The 18,483-nt window shown below is 57.4% G+C and carries 14 protein-coding genes; 5 read left to right on the top strand and 9 right to left on the bottom strand.

Annotated features, from left to right (window positions below; translation table 11 throughout):
- Positions 1-97: 97 nt before the first annotated feature.
- On the bottom strand, positions 98-862 hold the full coding sequence (gene bla, locus DX909_RS01330; RefSeq protein WP_128543239.1) for a subclass B1 metallo-beta-lactamase: 765 nt from the start codon (positions 860-862) through the stop codon (positions 98-100).
- A 169-nt stretch (positions 863-1,031) separates the two neighbouring features.
- On the opposite strand from bla, the gene DX909_RS01325 reads away from it, so the two are divergent.
- Both DX909_RS01325 and DX909_RS01320 read left to right on the top strand, forming a co-directional pair.
- Positions 1,032-2,822: a PQQ-dependent sugar dehydrogenase gene (locus DX909_RS01325; protein WP_128543238.1), complete on the top strand. Its 1,791-nt coding sequence runs from the start codon at positions 1,032-1,034 to the stop codon at positions 2,820-2,822.
- Entirely contained in the window at positions 2,801-3,346 is a 546-nt protein-coding gene (locus DX909_RS01320; RefSeq protein ID WP_128543237.1) for an SRPBCC family protein, read from the top strand. The genes DX909_RS01325 and DX909_RS01320 overlap by 22 nt, the downstream gene beginning before the upstream one ends.
- Here DX909_RS01320 and DX909_RS01315 read toward each other — a convergent pair.
- The 3 genes from DX909_RS01315 to DX909_RS01305 all read right to left on the bottom strand — a co-directional run bounded on the left by DX909_RS01315 (position 3,270) and on the right by DX909_RS01305 (position 4,884).
- Complete coding sequence (locus tag DX909_RS01315; protein ID WP_128543236.1) at positions 3,270-3,968, bottom strand: LapA family protein; 699 nt, start codon at positions 3,966-3,968, stop codon at positions 3,270-3,272. The two genes, DX909_RS01320 and DX909_RS01315, sit on opposite strands and share 77 nt — an antisense overlap.
- Positions 3,969-4,026: 58 nt before the next feature.
- Positions 4,027-4,272, bottom strand: coding sequence for a hypothetical protein (locus DX909_RS01310; RefSeq protein ID WP_128543235.1), 246 nt, complete (start codon positions 4,270-4,272; stop codon positions 4,027-4,029).
- Positions 4,273-4,614: 342 nt separating this feature from the next.
- On the bottom strand, positions 4,615-4,884 hold the full coding sequence (locus DX909_RS01305) for a hypothetical protein (protein ID WP_128543234.1): 270 nt from the start codon (positions 4,882-4,884) through the stop codon (positions 4,615-4,617).
- A gap of 1,172 nt (positions 4,885-6,056) precedes the next feature.
- Here DX909_RS01305 and DX909_RS01300 point away from each other — a divergent pair.
- Together DX909_RS01300 and DX909_RS01295 are read left to right on the top strand one after the other, a co-directional pair.
- Entirely contained in the window at positions 6,057-6,869 is an 813-nt protein-coding gene (locus DX909_RS01300; RefSeq protein WP_128543233.1) for a class I SAM-dependent methyltransferase, read from the top strand.
- A 735-nt stretch (positions 6,870-7,604) separates the two neighbouring features.
- Positions 7,605-8,921, top strand: a complete 1,317-nt coding sequence (locus tag DX909_RS01295; RefSeq protein ID WP_164851164.1) for a glycoside hydrolase family 2 TIM barrel-domain containing protein — start codon at positions 7,605-7,607, stop codon at positions 8,919-8,921.
- 3 nt (positions 8,922-8,924) lie between these two features.
- Here the strand turns inward: DX909_RS01295 and DX909_RS01290 are convergent, their stop codons facing one another.
- The 4 genes from DX909_RS01290 to DX909_RS01275 form a co-directional block, all read right to left on the bottom strand.
- The gene (locus DX909_RS01290; protein ID WP_229310898.1) at positions 8,925-11,147 is read right to left on the bottom strand and encodes a glycosyltransferase; all 2,223 of its coding nucleotides are present in this window, start codon (positions 11,145-11,147) and stop codon (positions 8,925-8,927) included.
- Between the two features lie 856 nt (positions 11,148-12,003).
- A complete protein-coding gene (locus DX909_RS01285) occupies positions 12,004-13,746 on the bottom strand; it encodes a serine hydrolase (RefSeq protein WP_128543231.1) in 1,743 nt (580 codons plus the stop codon).
- Positions 13,747-13,784: 38 nt separating this feature from the next.
- Entirely contained in the window at positions 13,785-14,477 is a 693-nt protein-coding gene (locus tag DX909_RS01280; RefSeq protein ID WP_128543230.1) for a LytR/AlgR family response regulator transcription factor, read from the bottom strand.
- Positions 14,470-15,513, bottom strand: a complete 1,044-nt coding sequence (locus tag DX909_RS01275; protein ID WP_128543229.1) for a sensor histidine kinase — start codon at positions 15,511-15,513, stop codon at positions 14,470-14,472. Before DX909_RS01275 ends, DX909_RS01280 begins: the two co-directional genes overlap by 8 nt.
- Before the next feature lie 190 nt (positions 15,514-15,703).
- On the opposite strand from DX909_RS01275, the gene DX909_RS01270 reads away from it, so the two are divergent.
- A complete protein-coding gene (locus DX909_RS01270) occupies positions 15,704-17,041 on the top strand; it encodes a vanadium-dependent haloperoxidase (RefSeq protein ID WP_128543228.1) in 1,338 nt (445 codons plus the stop codon).
- Between the two features lie 12 nt (positions 17,042-17,053).
- On the opposite strand, the gene DX909_RS01265 is transcribed toward DX909_RS01270, so the two are convergent.
- On the bottom strand, positions 17,054-18,445 hold the full coding sequence (locus DX909_RS01265; RefSeq protein ID WP_229310897.1) for a four-carbon acid sugar kinase family protein: 1,392 nt from the start codon (positions 18,443-18,445) through the stop codon (positions 17,054-17,056).
- Positions 18,446-18,483: the final 38 nt, after the last annotated feature.

Below are 18,483 nucleotides of genomic sequence, written 5' to 3'. Positions count from 1 at the left end.
GCGTTGCGTGGGGGCGGAAGGAATAGGTAAACCGGCGGAATGTGTCGGTAAACGGACACCCTCCGCCGGTTCGGGAACGAAAAGCAGGGGAGACGGCTCAGCGCCGGCCGGCCGCGAACTTCGTCAGCATGTGGATGGTATGCTCCAGGGCTTTGGCATCGCCCCATTCCTGATGGCCGGGCACGACGACCTTCGCCGTGCCGAACCGGTCGATCACGTTCCGGATCGAACCGGCCCATTCCTTCAGGTTGGCTTCCGCGACGTTGCCCATGCCGAAAGCCGCCACGCTCTTGACCAGGCAGCCGCCGTGCAGAATGCGGTGGTTGGGCAGCCAGACGACGATGTTGTCGCTGGTGTGGCCCTCGCCCGGGAAGTAGCAGCGGATGGACTCCCGGCCCATGCGAAAGGTGGTGTCGGCCGGCAGAACGGCTTCCGGGGAGGGATACCCCCGTTCGACGGACTTCCGGGCCGTCAGGGGCGTGCTGACCACCCGCACCCCGGCTTCCCGGAGTGCCCGGATACCGCCGACGCGGTCATCGTGGGCGTGGGTGACGATGCAGAGCCGGACGGGCCGTCGCAGGTTGTCGGCGACCCAGCGGAGCAGCCGGCGCGTGTTGTCGGCCGTCGAGTCGCTGTCCCAGGCCGTATCGACCAGCACCACGCCGTCGCCGGTGTCGATGATGAGGCCGTTGGAGGGGATGAAGGCGTTGTTGTATTCGCCGTAGGAAACGTGGACGTACACCCGGTCGTTCAGGGGTGTCACTTCCAGCATCGGCTTTTTATCGGCCTGCGCCCATACCGGGCCGCGAATCAGGAATAGAATTGCGAAAGTCAACAGCCGGGTGCGCAGCAGCTTGCTCATAGGTTCGGAAACGGAATCGGGAAGCGGTTTTGAGGTCGGAATCAAAAATACGCAGGAATCCGGGCTTTCCCCGGAGCACTCCGCGACTTCGTACTTTTTTTATCGAAGCCATTAGATTTACCCGGTTTGGGACTTGTATGGACATAGCGCGAAACAAACGGTTTCAACGATGTCCATTTCCCAATATCTCCCTCCATTCTTCTCCGGCCCGATGGGGCGCCCCCGGTTTCGGGCGGTGCTGCTGGCCGGCGCGGTTCTTTTTTCCGGTTGGGCCGCAGCCCAGCAGACGGGCGGGAAGATCCCGGTCGGGGAGGCCTATTCGAAAGACAAACAGGTGATTGCCAAAGGGCAGCAGCTTTTTCAGGCCAACTGCCTCACCTGCCATAACTTCAAACAGAAGGGAATCGGGCCGAACCTGGTCGACGTCACGACGAAAGTGACGCCCGAATGGATGCGGAAATTCATTCATAACGCGCCGGCCATGATCAACAGTGGCGACGCCCGTGCCGCCGAGCTTTTTCAGGAATACAAGCAGATGATGCCGCCGTTCACGCAGCTCAGCGATACGGACGTGACGGCGCTGATGGCCTACATCGGGGCCAGCCAGAAGGTGGAGGTGGTATCGGCCGAAACCAAAAAACTGGGCGCTCCGCTGAAGGACCCCATCCCGGCCAGAATCACGAAATCCGGCCTGCGGCTCGAACTGGAGGAGATCACCACCGCCCCGGCCAGCGCCGACAAGGTGCCCCTGGCCCGCATCAACAAGATGGTGGTGCTGCCGGGAAAGACCAACCGGGTTTTCCTGGAGGACCTGCGCGGCAAACTCTACGAGATGGTCGGCAATGACCTGAAAGTCTACATGGACATGGCCAGGGAGCGGCCGGGCTTCATTCACACGCCGGGCCTGGCCACCGGCTTCGGGAGCTACGCCTTTCACCCGGATTTTTATGCCAACGGCCTGTTTTATACCTCCCACACCGAAAAGGCCAATGCCGCCCCGGCCGACTTTGCCTATGCCGACTCCATCAAGGTGACGCTGCAATGGGTCGTGACGGAGTGGAAGATTTCGGACCCGACGGCCGCGACCTTTGCCGGCACCGGCCGCGAGTTGCTGCGCGTCAACATGGTGTCGCCCATCCACGGCATGCAGGAAATTACCTTTAACCCGCATGCCAGGAAAGGCAGCCCGGATTACGGCATGCTGTACATCGGTGTGGGCGACGGCGGGGCCACCGAAAACGGATTTCCGTTCGTCTGCCACGATAAAACCCGCATCTGGAGTTCGGTGCTGCGCATCGATCCGCAGGGCAAAAACAGCAAGAACGGACATTACGGCATCCCGGCCACGAACCCGTATGCCAACGCCACCGACCCGGCCGTTCAGAAAGAAATTTTCTGCCGCGGCTTTCGCAACCCGAACCGGATCGCCTGGACCCCCGACGGGAAGATGCTCATTTCGGACATCGGCCATGCCAACTCCGAAGAGATCAACGTGGGCCGGGCCGGGGCCGATTACGGATGGCCCGAACGGGAAGGCAATTTCGTGATGAACTACCGGGGCCGCATGGACCTCGTCTATCACCTGCCCGAGAACGACGCAGCCTTCCATTATACCTATCCGGCCGCGCTCTACGATCACGACGAGGGCAATGCCGTCTCGGCCGGCTTCGTCTATTCGGGGACGGATATTCCGCAGCTGACGGGAAAATATATCTTTGGCGATATCGTCAACGGCCGGGTGTTTTATGTGGAGAACAGCCAGCTCATCCCCGGCAAACCGGCCCCCATCCGGGAGTTCGAAGTGGTCCTGAACGGCAAACCGACGACCTTCCAGGACCTGAGCGGCAGTAAGAAAACCGATCTGCGGTTCGGCGTGGGGCTGGGCAATAAGATGTACCTCTACACGAAAGCGGACGGAAAAATCTACCGCATCAAAAATTGTACGCAGGCTCAGCAGTAGACAGCCTGTTCCGGCGGCTGCTGCCTGAGCCGATCTACAGCAACGTTCGGGTGATTTCGATCCGGGCTGCTCCGGAGGCCATCATGCCCTGGCTCAAACAGCTCGGAATTCGGAAAGGAGGGTTATATAGCTACGACCGGCTGGAAAACCTTTTCGGACTGAATGGCTACAGTACCGACCGGATTCTGCCGCAGTACCAGAACCTGCAACCCGGTGATACCCTGCTTCCTGGGCCGATGAACGGGCCCCGGCTGGTGGCGATGCAGGAAATCCGCTGCCTGATCTTTTTCGCCGAACAGCCCGGCGGTGTAAGGAATCTCTGGTCTTTTCACCTGCACCCGCAGCCGGACGGGTCCACCCGTCTGCTGACCGTCTACCGGATGTCCTATGCGCCGACGTTCCTGAATTTCCTGATCTGGCGGGTTTTCATCGATCCCCTGCATTTTATCATGGAGCAGAAGATGCTGCGGGGCATCCGGGACCGGGCGGAGATGGCTGCGGGTTTTCAGCCACAATGCGCTTAAGGAACCAGCCCGTTACCCCGCCGACACTGAGGCCGGCCAGGATTCCGCCGATGATACCCAGTACGATGATGGTACCGCCGGGCGTGCGGGCGTCGGGCAGCGTGGCGGCCACAAAGATCCAGAGCATGCCGACGCTCCACCCGAGCGCATTCGCGTAAATCCAGCGAAACGTGTTGCGGGCGTATTTCCGGAACACCAGCCACTGAACCGCTCCGAACAGTCCGCCCAGAATCAGCCCCATCAGCATACTCATCAGCAACACCACCGCCAGGGGCGGCTCGGCCAGGGGTTTTTGGGTCGGGTTATTGGCGGAGAAAAACAGCGGGATGGCCATCCCCAGCAGCCAGCCCCCGGCCGCCACGAAAACGGTATACGAAATCCACTCCCGGGCCGGAATCCGCGGAAACCGCAGCCGCAGCACCCGCCATTGAAACCAGCCCAGCAGGCTCCCTTCCAGAACACCGGCGGAAACCATGACGGCCATATTCAGCGCCTTTCCGGCGGTCGTGCCGGGTTCGCCCAGGAGATGATTGAAGGCGACGGCGATGGCGCCGGCGGCTCCGATCCCGAGCAGTTCGCCCAGGGCGCAGGAGAGCGCCCAGGTTTTCCAGTACATATTCATAGGGCGGCCGTCCGGCGGTTTTAGGTTTGCTTTCTCACGTGGTTTTTACGGCCGGCGGTTATTGAACCATAATATCCTGCTCCCGCCAGTAGTGGCTTTTTCCGTCCCACCAGTTCAGGATGACATGCCAGAGGCCGGTGCTAAGCTGGCCGGTCGGGATGACCTGCCGCGACAGCCGGCAGGGAGCCAGCGTCAGACGGACTTCATCGCCCGCATCGAATCGCTTCTGAAAGGTCACTTCAGCTTTCCGGCAGGTAGCGGGCAGGACGACGGCGAGCTGGTTCCGGGTCGGTTCAAAATTCATGGTCGTAAGAGCTGGATTAGTGGCTGCCGGAAGGAACGTCGGGTTCTCTCCCGGCACCGGCAAAGATCGGCCGGCGGCCCGCCCGGAGCCGTGACGGGCATCATCCGATCTCCTGAGACTTGTCATCTGATGAGTTGACCTTCAGCCTATTGGGCAGAAATGGTCCCGTATTTGGTGATCAAACCGACATCCGGGGGTGCGTCGTCCGGCGGATGGCGGGGTGGTATAGCCGGTCGTCTGCCGGATTCGCTTCCGGAGCAAAATCGGACGTAGTCTGAAGCGTGAAGGAGAGGGTGAGGGAACCGGTTTTTCAGCCTTTGGGCTGGTGTCCATGTGCTGCGGTCAGCCCCTGCCGCCCGGGCGGTCGGTCACGAGGCCGTTGAACTCGTCCATGAGTTCGTCGGCCAGCCGCTGAAATTCCGCTTCCGACAGAAATCCCTGCTGATACAGATGCAGCAACTGGTCGAGATCTTTTTCGATCCGTTTGCGGGTTGGTTTAGGCGGTCGGGGTGCCCGGCGCGGGCGGTTGGCGATCTTTTCTTCCCAATACCGTCCCACGATGAAGCAGGCGATCCCAAATGCCAGAGTAGCTAAAAGCACTTCGAGTAACATAGCCTGACCAGTTTTCGGTGCAAAGGTACGGTCCTGATCACTAAATGCATAACCCACCGACGCCCGTTTTTTGCCCGACACGCCTTTTTCGGGGCACGACTTACTGACCGGTTCCAAATACCCCGGTTCCGGTACTGCCGACATTTGCCTCGAAGGATACGGGAGCACTTCACCAATGGACGGGAACGGGTCCGTTCGTCCTGACGAAACCGGTACGGTTCCGTTCTGCTTAGGCTCCGGGCCGGTTTATTTTCAAAGTTTAACCACCTTCTTTTTCATCCGTCCCACGCCTGTTTACAGGTAGCCGATTTTAGCCTCCGGCTTCCTTATAAATCGACGGATTACCATTAATTGTCAGAATAGGAATGGCTGAAATAAATGTCGGTTATCCGGATAGTAGATAAAAGGATAATAATACCATATCTTCTCTTTTAACTTCCTGAATAATTTCGGTAAAATTCGTATTAGATGATCCTTTAACTCTTTCCCATTCGTTCTTTTGGGTTGCCTATGAAAGACCGATCGGAAAGCGGCTTCATTGCGTTGGCGGCTCATGATGGGCAGTCTGCCCTGATCAGGCCATGCGGAAAGGCGCAAACCGCTTCAGCCGCTTACCTAGGCCTGGCGGCACGCACGATTGAAGAATCATCGAGGGGCCGGGCGAAAAATATACCCGCCAATGCCGTGTGCCCTTCTTCCGGGGGATCGATCGTCGCCTTTCATGCCGGCCGGGTCGTTCGGGGAAGAGGCCCCACGGAGCCTTTCCGGGCTTTACTTTTAAATTCGCCCTTTCAGCCGTATTGCGGCCACCCGTTCCGGAAAAAATTCTCGTTAAATAAAAGAAACTGACCAAATAGTAAGTTTCATCAACTCTTTATTCTTCCGGTTAGTCTCTCTATCGAGGCAATTTTTTAAATTAAGCTATGTCTTGCCGGGAATCCCTTTCAAGCGCTCGGTTATTTGGAGAAAGTACTGAGCGTATATAGCCTGGGTTATTTCTTTTTTTATGGCCTGGTCCGGGTATTTATCAGGCATGAAATCGGGTTATTTATGAAGGCAGGACTTGCCGGTTTCGGTCATGCCGGGACCGTTCCGCAACGGTTCAGACTCAGTGTGAAATTCCGGAGAATTGCCGTACGGGTTCCGTTCCATCCAATACGATTCTAAGCACTATGAAGCCGGAGTATTATAGGGAATATTACGAGCTGGAACGCCGGCACTGGTGGTTCCGCGTACGGGAAAACATTCTGTTCGACCACCTGAAATCGCTGCCGGTTTCTACGGGACGGCCCTCCATCCTGAATGTCGGGGCCGCCACGGGGCGTTCTACGGAAGTCCTGATGAACCTCGGTAAGGTCACCTCCATCGAGTACGACTGCGAATGCTGCGAATTCACCCGCCGAACCCTCGGAATCGACATCGTCGAGGCTTCCGTTCTGGACCTTCCCTATGAAGACGACTCCTTCGATCTGGTGTGCGCCTTCGACGTCATCGAGCATGTGGAAGATCACCAGCGGGCTGTGGAGGAGATGGTGCGGGTCTGCCGTCCGGGCGGTTACGTGTGCCTGACGGTTCCGGCCTTCATGTTTCTATGGAACCGCCATGACGAGGTCAATCACCACATTCGGCGATACCGGGTCAGCGAGCTGCTGGCGTTGTTCGGTGGGGAGGAGGGGAAGGTGCACTACCGTACCTTTTTCAACTTCTGGCTTTTCTTTCCCATTGCCCTGGTCCGGCTCCTGTCGAGGGTCTGGCCGTTCAGAAATACCGGGCGGGCCGATGCCGGTTCGGACTTTTACGTCATGGACGGTGCCTTCTACCAACGGCTGTTCGAAGCCATTTTCAGATCCGAACAATGGCTCCTCCGGCGAAACCTCCGCCTGCCCGTCGGGCTGTCGATCCTGGTTTCCTGGCAGAAAGGAAGCCAGGTAATTACAAAAAAATCGAAGCGGCAATTATCAGATATCCATCCGATGAACTCCTGAAAGTCGATAAAACTTATTTAAGTAATTATTGAATTATTGAGGCAGGCACCGATCGATCAGTCGGTGCCTGACCAGTTAAAAGATAATTACGGCTTCCGAATTACGGTATAACTTCCTGTTTGTTACTTTTTTCAGCTTCTTTTTTTAACAGACATTAACCTTATAATATTCTGCTTTTTTGCGAATCTCATCCTGAAAATTCTCCCAATAAGAGTTGATAAGTAAATTATTTTCGTTTTATTTTACTCTTCTGCGGTAATTTCCCGTAGAGAGTAAAACTTATTTATTAGGTATTTAAGCGGCATAAAATAGGGACTGAATACTTGTCCATGCAACCTCTCATGGCGGTTGCTAGATAGAAAAGAAGATCATGAGTCGTTAATGAAATTATATGAAATCAAAAATTTCACTGCTTTTTCTATCCGCTATTACCATTCTGACTCCGGCCGCAATTAGCAATTAAAAACAGTCAATATCTTAGAGGTTTGATTGCATCCTTTCAGGAACAAAACGAATCCGAATCCGTAGCCGGCACTTATGATCGAACCGGGTTCCGCACGGATTCAAACGCAGGATCCGGTGTATATAGGATGGTGCCCGGCCAGTTCCGGCTTTTCCGGTTCATGATCGGCTGGAATCCGTTTGGAAGCCCCGGCCTTGTTGTGCAAACATTTGATTCTGAAGTCGATTTCCCATAAAGTATCCGCCTGTCCTGTCACCGTTTGAATGAATAGCATGAATCTGAAATTCCTGTTGCTGAGTATCATTACCGCTTTTTTTATGGGAAGCTGCAACCGGTCCGATTCATCGAGCCGGAACGTGGCCGGCTCCAAATCGACGGGCGTCGTTCAACTGGGCGACACCTTCCTGCTGATGCGGAACGGAAAACCCTATTTCATCAAAGGCGCCGGGGGCGAAAGCCGCCTGAAGCGGCTGGCCGAGGCCGGCGGTAACTCGCTCCGGATCTGGGACGACAACGATGCCGACCGGATTCTGGACCAGGCCCGGCAAAACGGCCTTTCCGTTTTGTTCGGACTCTGGATCGAACGGGAAATCGACGGCTTCGACTATTACAACCAGGATGCCGTGGACCGGCAGTTTGAACGTATCCGGAAGACGGTTTTAAAATACAAGAACCACCCGGCGGTGCTGATGTGGTGCGTCGGCAACGAATGGAATCTGAGAGCCCGGAACATTCAGGTCTACGACGAGATTAACCGGATAGCCGCCATGATCCATGAAATCGACCCGAACCATCCCGTCACGACCGCCATCGGGTCCAACCGGTCCCAGACCTTCGCGGTGCTGAAAGACCGCTGTCCGGAAATCGACATCCTTTCCATCAATGTGTATGGGGAGATGTTCAGACTGGAGGAGCGGCTTCAGACCGGGGGCTGGACCGGTCCGTATCTCATTTCCGAATTTGGCCCGCTCGGGCACTGGGAGAGCGAAAATACCGAATGGAAGGCGCCCATCGAGCCCTTTAGCCATCAGAAAAGTGAATTTATTCGGTCAATCTACCGGAAATTCATCGGTTCACGGCCGCCGGCCTGCCTGGGTTCCTACGTATTTCTATGGGGTGTGAAAGAAGAGGGAACGCACACCTGGTACAGCTTCTTCGATAATGCCGGGCGGGAAACCGAACTGGTGGAAACCATGCAGGAACTCTGGACCGGGAAGGCCCCCGCCAACAAGGCTCCCCGCATCGAAAAGGTGCTGGTCGACGGGCAGGAGTCCCCCTCCTGGACCTGGGAAGCTCGCGATCAGATTCACACGGCGGAGGTATCCGGATTTGATCCCGATGGCGATACCTTAACGTATCTGTGGGAAATCCGGCCCCAGGCAAGGCAGCGGCTGGACTACGATTACCACGACACCCCGCTGGTACCGATGGACGGGCTGATCGAATCGGCCCGGGCGCCGAAGATCCGGTTCCGGCTTCCCCGAAGCGCCGGCGAATACCGCCTGTTTGTGTACGTGTTCGATCCGCGCCGACACGTAGGGACGGCCAACATTCCCTTCCAGGTTACTGCTTCCGTCCCCAATCCTTAGGTTTTACTGGTTCATCAGAACTCCCCGGATCTCCGTAAATCGCTCGTAGATCGAGCTGAACGCCTGGGTCCGCCATTGGTGACGGTCGTTCGATGCGGTGGTTTCCAGTTGAGTGATCAGGACCGGCTTCTGACGAAGGCTGTAGCTTCTGCTGCGCGTAATGGCATTCCGGAGCGGTTGATACAGAGCGGAGAAGGAATGGCTCTCCCCATCCGGGGCCGTGGCCGGGTCGTTGACGACCCGGAGGCCGATCCAGTCGACGTACTTATTACCGGGATAATAGTAAGAAATGGTATGCGGGTGGGTCGGACACCAGACCCAGGTGATATTTTTTACTTCGGCTTTCTGGTAAAAGTCGGCCAGATACTGGAAGGTCAGCTGGTATTCGAATAAGGTGTGGCCCCGCAGCGTTCCCCAGGAATGGGCGGTATTGTCGAAGCCGGGTGCAAAGGCCGCCAGCACCGGCCGGTCATAGCGTTTGACCTGATCGGCAAATCGCGTCAGGACCGGATCGTACTTCCCTTTCCGCAGGTCGCTCAGGAAGGTCAGGAGAGAGGAGTCGCCCGGCGAAACGGCCACATCCGGCTCCAGGTACAGCAACGGCAGATCATGCGGGCTCCGGGTCCATTTCAAGTCGGAAATGACCGTGGTTCCGTTGGTCGGGAAGGTTAGGTGTTGCGGAATGATGACGGATTGGATGGGACCGGAGAGGCTGGCCGGCTGGTAGCGGACCGAACTGAAGCTGAAATAAAACGGCTGGGTATTGGCGTAGCGAACCTCCCCCTCGTTTTCCCGGAAGCTGTTCCGGAAGGTGTAACTTACCTGTGCCGAAGTCAATAACAGCATGATGCCGTACAGCGGCAGTGCCGAAGCCCGCAGGTAGCCGTAGAGCCGGTACCGGACCCGCCAGACCCAGGTCCAGCGCGACGTACGGAACGAGCTTCGCTGAATCATTTCCCGCAGGCTCGCCAGAAACTTCTCCTGACCCAGAACGACATTCAGACCCATGATCAGAACGTTGATCAGCCCGAAGCCGATCATCATCTGGACATAACGGTTGCCGATGGACAGGAATTCGTAATAGTAAACGCTATAGGCGATGGCCCCCAGCGTAATGAACGTCATGAGCAGGTTCGGCAGGCAAAGCAGGAAGTTGTTTTGGGGCCGGTCGTTTTTTGGGGTCGGCAGGTAAGGAACGTCGACCCGGAACAGGGTGTAAATGAAGCCGAGGGCGTAGATCCACCAGGTCCCGCTGCAGAGCAGGCCCCCCATGATATGAAAACCGGTCTCCTTCTTTTCGATCAGCCAGCGCTGCGAATACTGTCGGATCAGAAAAGCCATCAGCAGCAGCGGCAGATAGGCCAGGGCGAACAATTCCAGGTCCAGCCGCAGGGGCAGCCGCATCATGACCAGCGCGCAGATCGGCACCAGCAGGTCAATAAACTGGATCACCCCGATCAGGAAGTAAAGCGGAATGGTCAGATAGTGAATCTTCTGCCGCCAGGTAAACCGGCTGAACAGCTTCGGATAGGTGACGAACAGTAACTCGAACGTACCCCGTGACCATTTCAGCTGCTGCTTGTAAAAACCGGCGAGGGTAGAAGGAACCAGACCATAGGAAAGCGGTTTCGGCACGTAGACCGACTTCCAGCCTTTGGCATGGAGCTGCATGGCGGTATGCATATCTTCCGACAGACCGGCCGCGTGTCCGCCGATGGAATCGAGAGCCGATCTCCGGAACGTACAGTTGGCCCCGATGGCCTGCGCCGTGCCGTAGTTGCCCATGCACATCATCATGGGACCGTAGAAGCTGTAGGTCTGCTCGGCGGCACCGTAGGCCACCAGGCTCTCGTTCCGGTTATAATAGGCCTGAACGCACTGCACGAAGCCGATTTCCGGGTCGTCGAAGTACGGCAGAACGTGATCCATGAAGTTGGGCACCGGAATATGATCGGGGTCAAGAACGACGCAGATTTCGCCGGTTGCCTGTCGGAGCGCGTTGTTGATATTACCGGCCTTTGCGTCTTTCTTGATGGTACGGGTGACGTGAACCACACCGAGTTCCTCGCAGACCCTGCGCAGGTACGGATCGTCGGCCTCGTCACATAAGTAAGTGTTATGGGGATATTTGATGGCCTTGATGGCCTTCAGGGTAGTCACGATCATTTCATAGGGCTCTCCCTTGCAGAAGGTGGTCAGAATATCGACCGTATAGGAGCGGGTCATCGGCGGGGGCGTAGGCGGCTCCACCTTCCAGTAGTGATACCATTCATGCAGCAGCCGGATCAGTTTGTAGCCGATGGAAATGCATAACAGAACATATAGCCAGGAGTAGCCCCGATTCTGAGGCTGAAAAAAAACTATGGCAAAAAACAGAAGGCTGATTAAACCGGTACCAATCAGAATTCGTATGAAAACTACATCTCTTTGTTTGGCAACAGACTGTAAAAATAAATTGTATAATTTCGTCATATCTTATTAAATTTCAATGCATTAGAGTAGGCAGAAAGAGGCTTTATAATGGGCTCATTTCGAATTATTTTACTAAAATTAAAGGAAAAACGGTGCAGCCGCCAAATATAGGGCCGGGATTTTTGGAAACTTATGATCTATAACTATTCCTATAAACCGGACAGAACTGCATTTGTCGGGCGCAAAAACAAGACACGAATATGAGCTGATTTTTCCATTCAGACGGTTATTCCCCCGCCCGGCGGGCATTAACGGACAAAAATCCCGATAGATGTTCGGGCACCCCCGCCCGGAAAAAAAAGAGCCAACGGCCCGTCCGATTCACCTTCCGTTCGGCGGTTCGGGCAGAAAACGACGGTCTTCAAAGCCGCCCTCTTTCATTTCCTCAGGGTTCGCGGAGGAGCAGCACACCCCTGTTGGGGCCGATGTCCGTGAGGTCCTGGCCGTTCCAGTAGTTGAAGGTTCCGTCGGGAAATTCACAAAGCCGTAAATTCCTAAAATAAGTGTCGAGGTAAAAGTCGGATGTTTCCTGAATAAAATCAGAGGCCCTGATCCCAGGGCCTCTGATTTTAGTGATCTCCGATGAGCCGGACGGAGAGGGCCGGTCCGGTTATTTGCTGGCGATAGGCGGGATTTCACCGGAGAAATCCTCCGGAAGTCGCCGGAGCCAGAGATGGCGGACCCGTCCGCTGCTCATGCGCAGTCCGACCACCTGATCGCCGTTGCGCACCACCTCAATGGACTGGATGAACCACCAGGGGAGGTCGAACCGGTCTTTTTCCACCGGTTTCAGCAACACTTCCCCGTGGTGGACATGGACGAGCATCAGCGAGTCGCTCTGCTGCCGGATGCGGTAGAAAGTCTCCAGTTCAGGGCTGAAATACGTGCCTGCCACCTGCTTCAGAGCTTCTTTGGAAATCGTGAACGGCTCCACCCGCCGGCCGGGCAGGTTGCCATACTGGTGCAGCGTCATCCGGGTTACCTTGCCGTCGACCGGTTGGTGAAACGTTACCTTCGCGTCGACCACCTTCAGATAAAAGGTCGAGTCCGACGAAGCGAAAATCTCGGCCTGCGGCTGGCCGGTCGCCTGCATGAAATACCGCTCGCCGTCCCGTTTGAACGTCAGCACGAAGTTGGGGAAAAGCTGATAGTCACCCACATACGAGTCGAACCGTTTCGGGTCGATCCTGTAGGCGGCCGCCACGGCCGGAGCCGGGGCCGGGGCTTTCTTTTCTTCTTTGAAACTTTTCTCCAGATACAGGTCGGCCAGTTGATACGCCTTCTGCACCGGGTTGAACTCGGCCGAGTTACTCAGGACGATAAAACCGTAGTCTTCTTTCGGGAAGTAGCAGAGAAAGGATCGGAAGCCGGCATCGGCCCCGTTGTGGCCGTAGTGGGCCAGCCCCTTGTGGATGCCGTGAAAGATTCCGGCGGCATAGCTCAGCGTGTCGCCTTTGGTCAGCCGCCCTTTTTCGAGCAACTGCCCCATCGTGTTGGGGTTGCCGAGAGTGGTTTTATGGAAGTTCGTCATCCACTTCGCCAGGTCCGGAACGGTGGTGAAGAGGCTCGTGGCGCCGGCATTGGCATAACTCAGCACGCTTTTTTTATACTGCATCATGAACGGGTTCGGCACCCTCGTAAAGGAGTAGGCCCGCCCTTTGACGATCCGTTCGTGATCGTCGTAAAACAGCGTGTGGTCCATGCCGAGGGGCGCAAAGACGTTCTGCTGCATCCACTCGCGGAAGGGTTTTCCGCCGGTCCGGGAAACGATTTCGGCCAGCAGCGTGTAGCCGGTGTTGGAGTAGGCGAACTCGCTGCCCGGCGCGAAGTTCAGTTCCTTCTGCCGCCGGATCAGGTTGAAAATATGCTGTTTGGTAATGACGTCGTCGAGCTGCCAGCCGGCCATTGCCAGCAGGTTCCACTGGTCCCGGATGCCGCTGGTATGATGGAGCAGGTGCCGGATGGTGATTGTCTTGCCGAAATCGGGCACTACTTCGGGCAGATACTTCCGTATGTCGTCGTCGGGCGACAGTTTCCCCTGCTGGGCCAGCAGCATGATGCCGTAGGCCGTAAACTGCTTCGACACGGAAGCCACGTGAAAGATGGTTTCGGGCGTGATGGGCGCACCGGTTTCGAGATCGGCCTCGCCGAAGCCTTTGGCATAGACCAGTTTTCCGTCATGAATCACTCCGACGGCCGCGCCGGGCGAGCCGGTTTTGTTCCACTCCGCAAACAGGGCGTCGGCTTTGGCCGACAGGGGAGAGGGCGGAGGGGCGGGGGCAATGGGCTTCTGAGCGTCGGCGGGCAGGCACAGGGCCGCCGTGAGCAGGACGGGCAGCAGGAAAAGGCGCATCGGGCAGGAGGTTAGGGTCGAAGGATGTAACCCTAAAGCTACAGGTTTTCGACAATATCCCGATACCCGCGTCCGATCGGAATTGAAATTCCGCCGATCTCGACGGAGTCGGCCGTGTAGGAGTCGATCCGGCGGACGGCCACGATGAATGAGCGGTGAATCCGTTTGAAGAGGGAAATCGGCAGCAGCGCTTCGATTTCGTGCGTACTCATCTTTGAAACGAACGATTGCCGGGTTGTGACGATTTTGACGTATTCCCGCTGACTTTCCACATAAAGGAGGTCGGAAAACAGAACCTTCACCTTCTTTTTCTGAACGTTCAGAAAGATAAAATCCCGGATTTCCGGGCTTTCCGGCAGGGGCGAAACGTCCGGCACGGCTTTTTTAACTTTGTTGACGGCGATCAGAAACCGCTCGAATTCGATGGGTTTCAGCAGATAGTCCGTCACGTTCAGATTGAAGCCCTCCACGGCATACTGGTGGTAGGCGGTGGTAACGATCACGGCCGGCAGGTGCGTCAGCGTTTTCAGGAACGCCATGCCTTTTAACCGGGGCAGATGAATGTCCAGAAAAATGAGATCGACCGAGTGGTTTCTGAGGTAATCGGTCGCCAGAATCGCATCCCGGAACGTGCCGGTCAGGTCGAGAAACGGGACCTGCGCAATGTAGTCCGCCAGCACTTTAACGGCCAGCGGTTCGTCTTCGATGATGATGCAACGGAGCTTAGACATGGCTGCCCAGATGGATGGTTAACGAAGCGGTAAAAACGGAGTCGCCCGGCTGAACCGTCAGGCTGAAATCGGTATATAACAACTCCAGCTGACGCCGGAGGTTCGAAAGGCCGATGTTCTCCCGGACGGGCCGTTGTTCGGGGAAAGTGTCGGTAGAGTTTTTGACGTAAAACGTCAGCAGGCGGTTTTTAACCGATAGGTGAATGTCGATAAACGGATGGGTGCGGGTTTCCGAAACGCCGTGTTTAAACGCATTCTCGACGAGCGGAATCAGCAGCAGGGGCGGCAGGGCCTGTTTCATGTCTTCGACGTCGTAATTGAAATTGATCCGGAGCGATTCGTCGTAGCGCAGCCGTTCGAGGGCGATGTAGTCGCCGATGACCTTAAGTTCCTGTTCGATCGCCACATACGCTCCCCCCGTTTCGTACAGCATGTACCGCAGGATCTTCGACAGGCGCAGGATGGATTCGGGGGCCAGATCGGACTTCAGCCGCGCCAGCGAATAGATGTTGTTCAGGGTATTGAATAAAAAGTGAGGGTTGGTCTGCGACTTGAGGTAATTCAGTTCGGCCTGCTGTTTTTCGATCCGAAGCTGCTGCGCGGCCTGTTTCAGTTTCGTGTAGCCGTAAATATGCCGGACCAGACCAAAAAATACGATGGAGCCCACGCTATAGGACATCTGCGATTCAACGCCCTGGTCGACCGTGGCAAACGTGGTCATCGCCGTGTAGATATGCAGCTGAATCCCGATCAGACGCCAGGCGTATAAACCGAACGAATACAGCATGAGGTGCCCCCAGATAAAGACCAGTCCGAGCAGAATCCTCCGCCAGTGAAACCGGAAAAACGGCAGCGTGTATTCAAACAGGATAAAGTTCAGAACGACGATGTAAATGCACCGCCAGAGGTTGTTCAGTACCCGGGGCCAGAACGTTTCCGGGTGGCTCACCAGCTCCCCGAAAATCCAGAGCGATAAAAAAGCCGCACCTACGCGCAGGTAGAAGAGAAACTGCTCCTTATCGACTGAAATCTTCATTCCGCTAAGTACGAATTAAATTCCGGAAAGTCATTCGCTTCGGCCTTACCGTCAACGGATGGACGGTTTCGGTCAACCAACGGATTCGATGGCCGCAAACCGGTCGTTCGTATACGTTTCCCGGTCGTGTATTGACGGCGGCTTTACACCCTGAACAGAAATGGATAATCTCGTTTAAAAAACGACGTCCATGAAAAAATGCCTACTCCTTCTCGCTACCCTTCTGGGGATGACCGTGCGGCTGCCGGCTCAGGTCGAGCCGACCGCCGGCACCTGGAAAACCTGGTTTATTCCCTCCGGCCGGGCGTATCGGCTGCCGGCTCCGTCCGCTTCGCTGAAGGAAGAAACGGCCCGGGTGCTGGCCCGCCAGCAGGCGCTGACGGCCGACGACCGGGCGCAGATTCAGTTCTGGAACGCCGGCGCCCCCGGCTACCGCTGGAACGACCTCATCGGCCGGCTCTGGATGACCGACACCAGCCGCTACGGCGCCCTGGCCAACATGCTGATGAACGTGGCCATCTACGACGCCACCATCGCGGCCTGGGACACCAAATACGCCTATAACCGCCCCCGGCCCTATACCGCCGACCGCCGGGTGAAGCCGCTCGGACCGAAGCCCGAAAGCCCTTCCTACCCCTGCGAGCATTCGGTGGCGGCCGGCGTCGCCAGCACCATCATCGCCCATTTCTTTCCTTCCCTGGCCGATTCGGTCGGGCGGATGGCCCAGCGGGCGATGGCCTCGCGGGTGGCGGCCGGGATGGCCTATCCGTCGGATACGAAAGCCGGTTTCGAACTCGGGATAAAGATTGCCGAAATGGAACTGGCCCACACCCGGGATTTCGTGCCGAAAACCGCCTGGGACGGCAAGCGCCCCGACCAGCCCGGCATCTGGAACGGGAAGATACCGATGTTTCCCATGGCCGGGCAATCCAAAACCGTGGTGCTGACCAGCGCAAGCCAGTTCCGGCCGGGGCCGCCCCCCGACTTTGCGAAGGACATGGCCGAGCTGAAAGCCTTCAAACCGACGTTCCGCTCGAAGGCCAACGCTTTTTTCTACGCCAGCCAGGCCTCGACCGACGAGCTGCTGAACCGGAAGATGTTTGAGAACAACCTGCCGCAGAACCCGCCGAGGGCCGCCCGCATCTATGCCGCCGTGGCGGTGACCTACTATGATGCCTTCATCTCCTGTTTCGACGCCAAATATGCCTATTGGGGCATCCGGCCCGACCAGTACGACACCACCTACCAGCCGCTGATCCCGACGCCCCCCTTTCCAGGCTACCCGTCCGGCCATGCGGTCATGAGCGGCGCCATGGGCAATCTGCTCTCGTACTTCTTCCCGGCCGACGGCGCCCTGTTCCAGAAAAAGGCGAAAGAAGCCGCGGAATCCCGGTTCCAGGCCGGAATCCATTTCCGCACCGACAACGACACCGGCCTGGACCTCGGCCGAAAGGTAGCCGATGCCGTGATTCAGCGACTGCAAGCCGACGGCGCAGAAGAATCATCCGCCCTGGCGAACCGCAAATAACCGCGTCCGGCCTTACGGGCGGAGGGAGGCACCGAAGCGGGCGCCGACCTCCGCCAGTGCGGACGGCCCGCCCACATTGCCCGGAAAAACGACGTAGGTCAGGCCCGGAAACTTGCCGCCGGCCTGCATCCTCCAGACCGGGACGCCGGGGATGATGGGTCCCAGCACGTGCGCGCAGCGGGCCGACAAGGCTTTGGTCGCCAGGTCGCTGGAGGTAATACCGCCCTTGGCGATCAGAGCTTTCGGCCGGACGGTCAGCCCTTTGACGACCTCGACCAGAAACGCGGAAACGGTGGCGTTGATCGCCAGGCTGCTTTCGGCATCGGGACCGACCTCCAGCCTCCGGCTGGTATAGATCACCACATTCGTTCCGGCGGAGAGCCATCGGTCGGTTTGCCGGCGGATGGCCTCTGCGCGGGCCGCCGGCTGGTCGGTCCGGAGCAGTTCCGACACGTTGACCTCGATGGGCTGGTACTCACCGTGTTCCAGCAGGTATCCCAACTGCTCGGTGGCCCGGGGAACGTGTGAGCCGACCACGACCAGCAATCCGTTCCCGGAAGAAGAATCCTCCGGTCCGGGATCGAAAAGCCGGCCGGACTCCATCCCGGCCCGGATCGGCACCAGCGTGGCCGAACTGCGGTACAGAAACGTCCGGCCCGCCTTCTCGGCCGTGATGAGTCCCATCGCCACCACCTCCAGGTCCCGGTAATCGGCGGCATTGACGATGCAGACCGCCCCCGGCCCGCAGGCCTGCAGCTTCCGCGCGACGGCCTCCGGGCCGCCCCGCCGAATGTCGTCCAGCGAAACCGACTGCACGGCTTCGGCCTGCACCTGCCCGCCGGTTTTCTCCTCCACCCACCGTTTCAGATGGGAATGGCGGTAACCGAATACCACATCCCGGGCAAACGGCGTCTCCGAAACCGGAATCAGCCGCTGGTTGTCCGTCAGGTAATGCACGTCGTCGATGGTGATGCGCCCGCCCTCGATGAAGGCCGGCACCAGCACCCGGACGGCGTCGTTCAGGTCCAGGGCTTCGGCCAGAGCGTTGACTTCCGCCGGAAAATGACCCCGCAGCGTCGAATCGCTCCGGCTGATCACCACCACCTCCCGGCCCGATGCCTCCGCGGCCTCCTTCAGGTTCCGGCCGATTTCCAGCGTCAGTTCGACGGCCTCGCGCTCGGGCAGGCTGCGGGAGTTGGTCAGGATGAAAAGGATCGACGGCCGCTTCCGGAGTTCTTCAATGATCAGAGCCGTATCCCAGGAGGTAATGACGGTCACGTCGTAACTGGTCTGGGTGCCGGTGGGGTCATCGTCGAGGACGACGATGGTTTTTTCGCTCCTCACAAATTCTTCCCGGAGGGAGGCCAGCAGGCTTTCTCCGAAAACCGGAGGCAGCTGAGCCATTTTTTGATCGACCGTTACTTCCATCAGAGACTCTTTAT

The sequence above is a fragment of the Larkinella soli genome, from assembly GCF_003703975.1.
Lineage (GTDB): Bacteria > Bacteroidota > Bacteroidia > Cytophagales > Spirosomataceae > Larkinella > Larkinella soli.
This window is presented reverse-complemented; position numbering and strand designations above follow the sequence as displayed.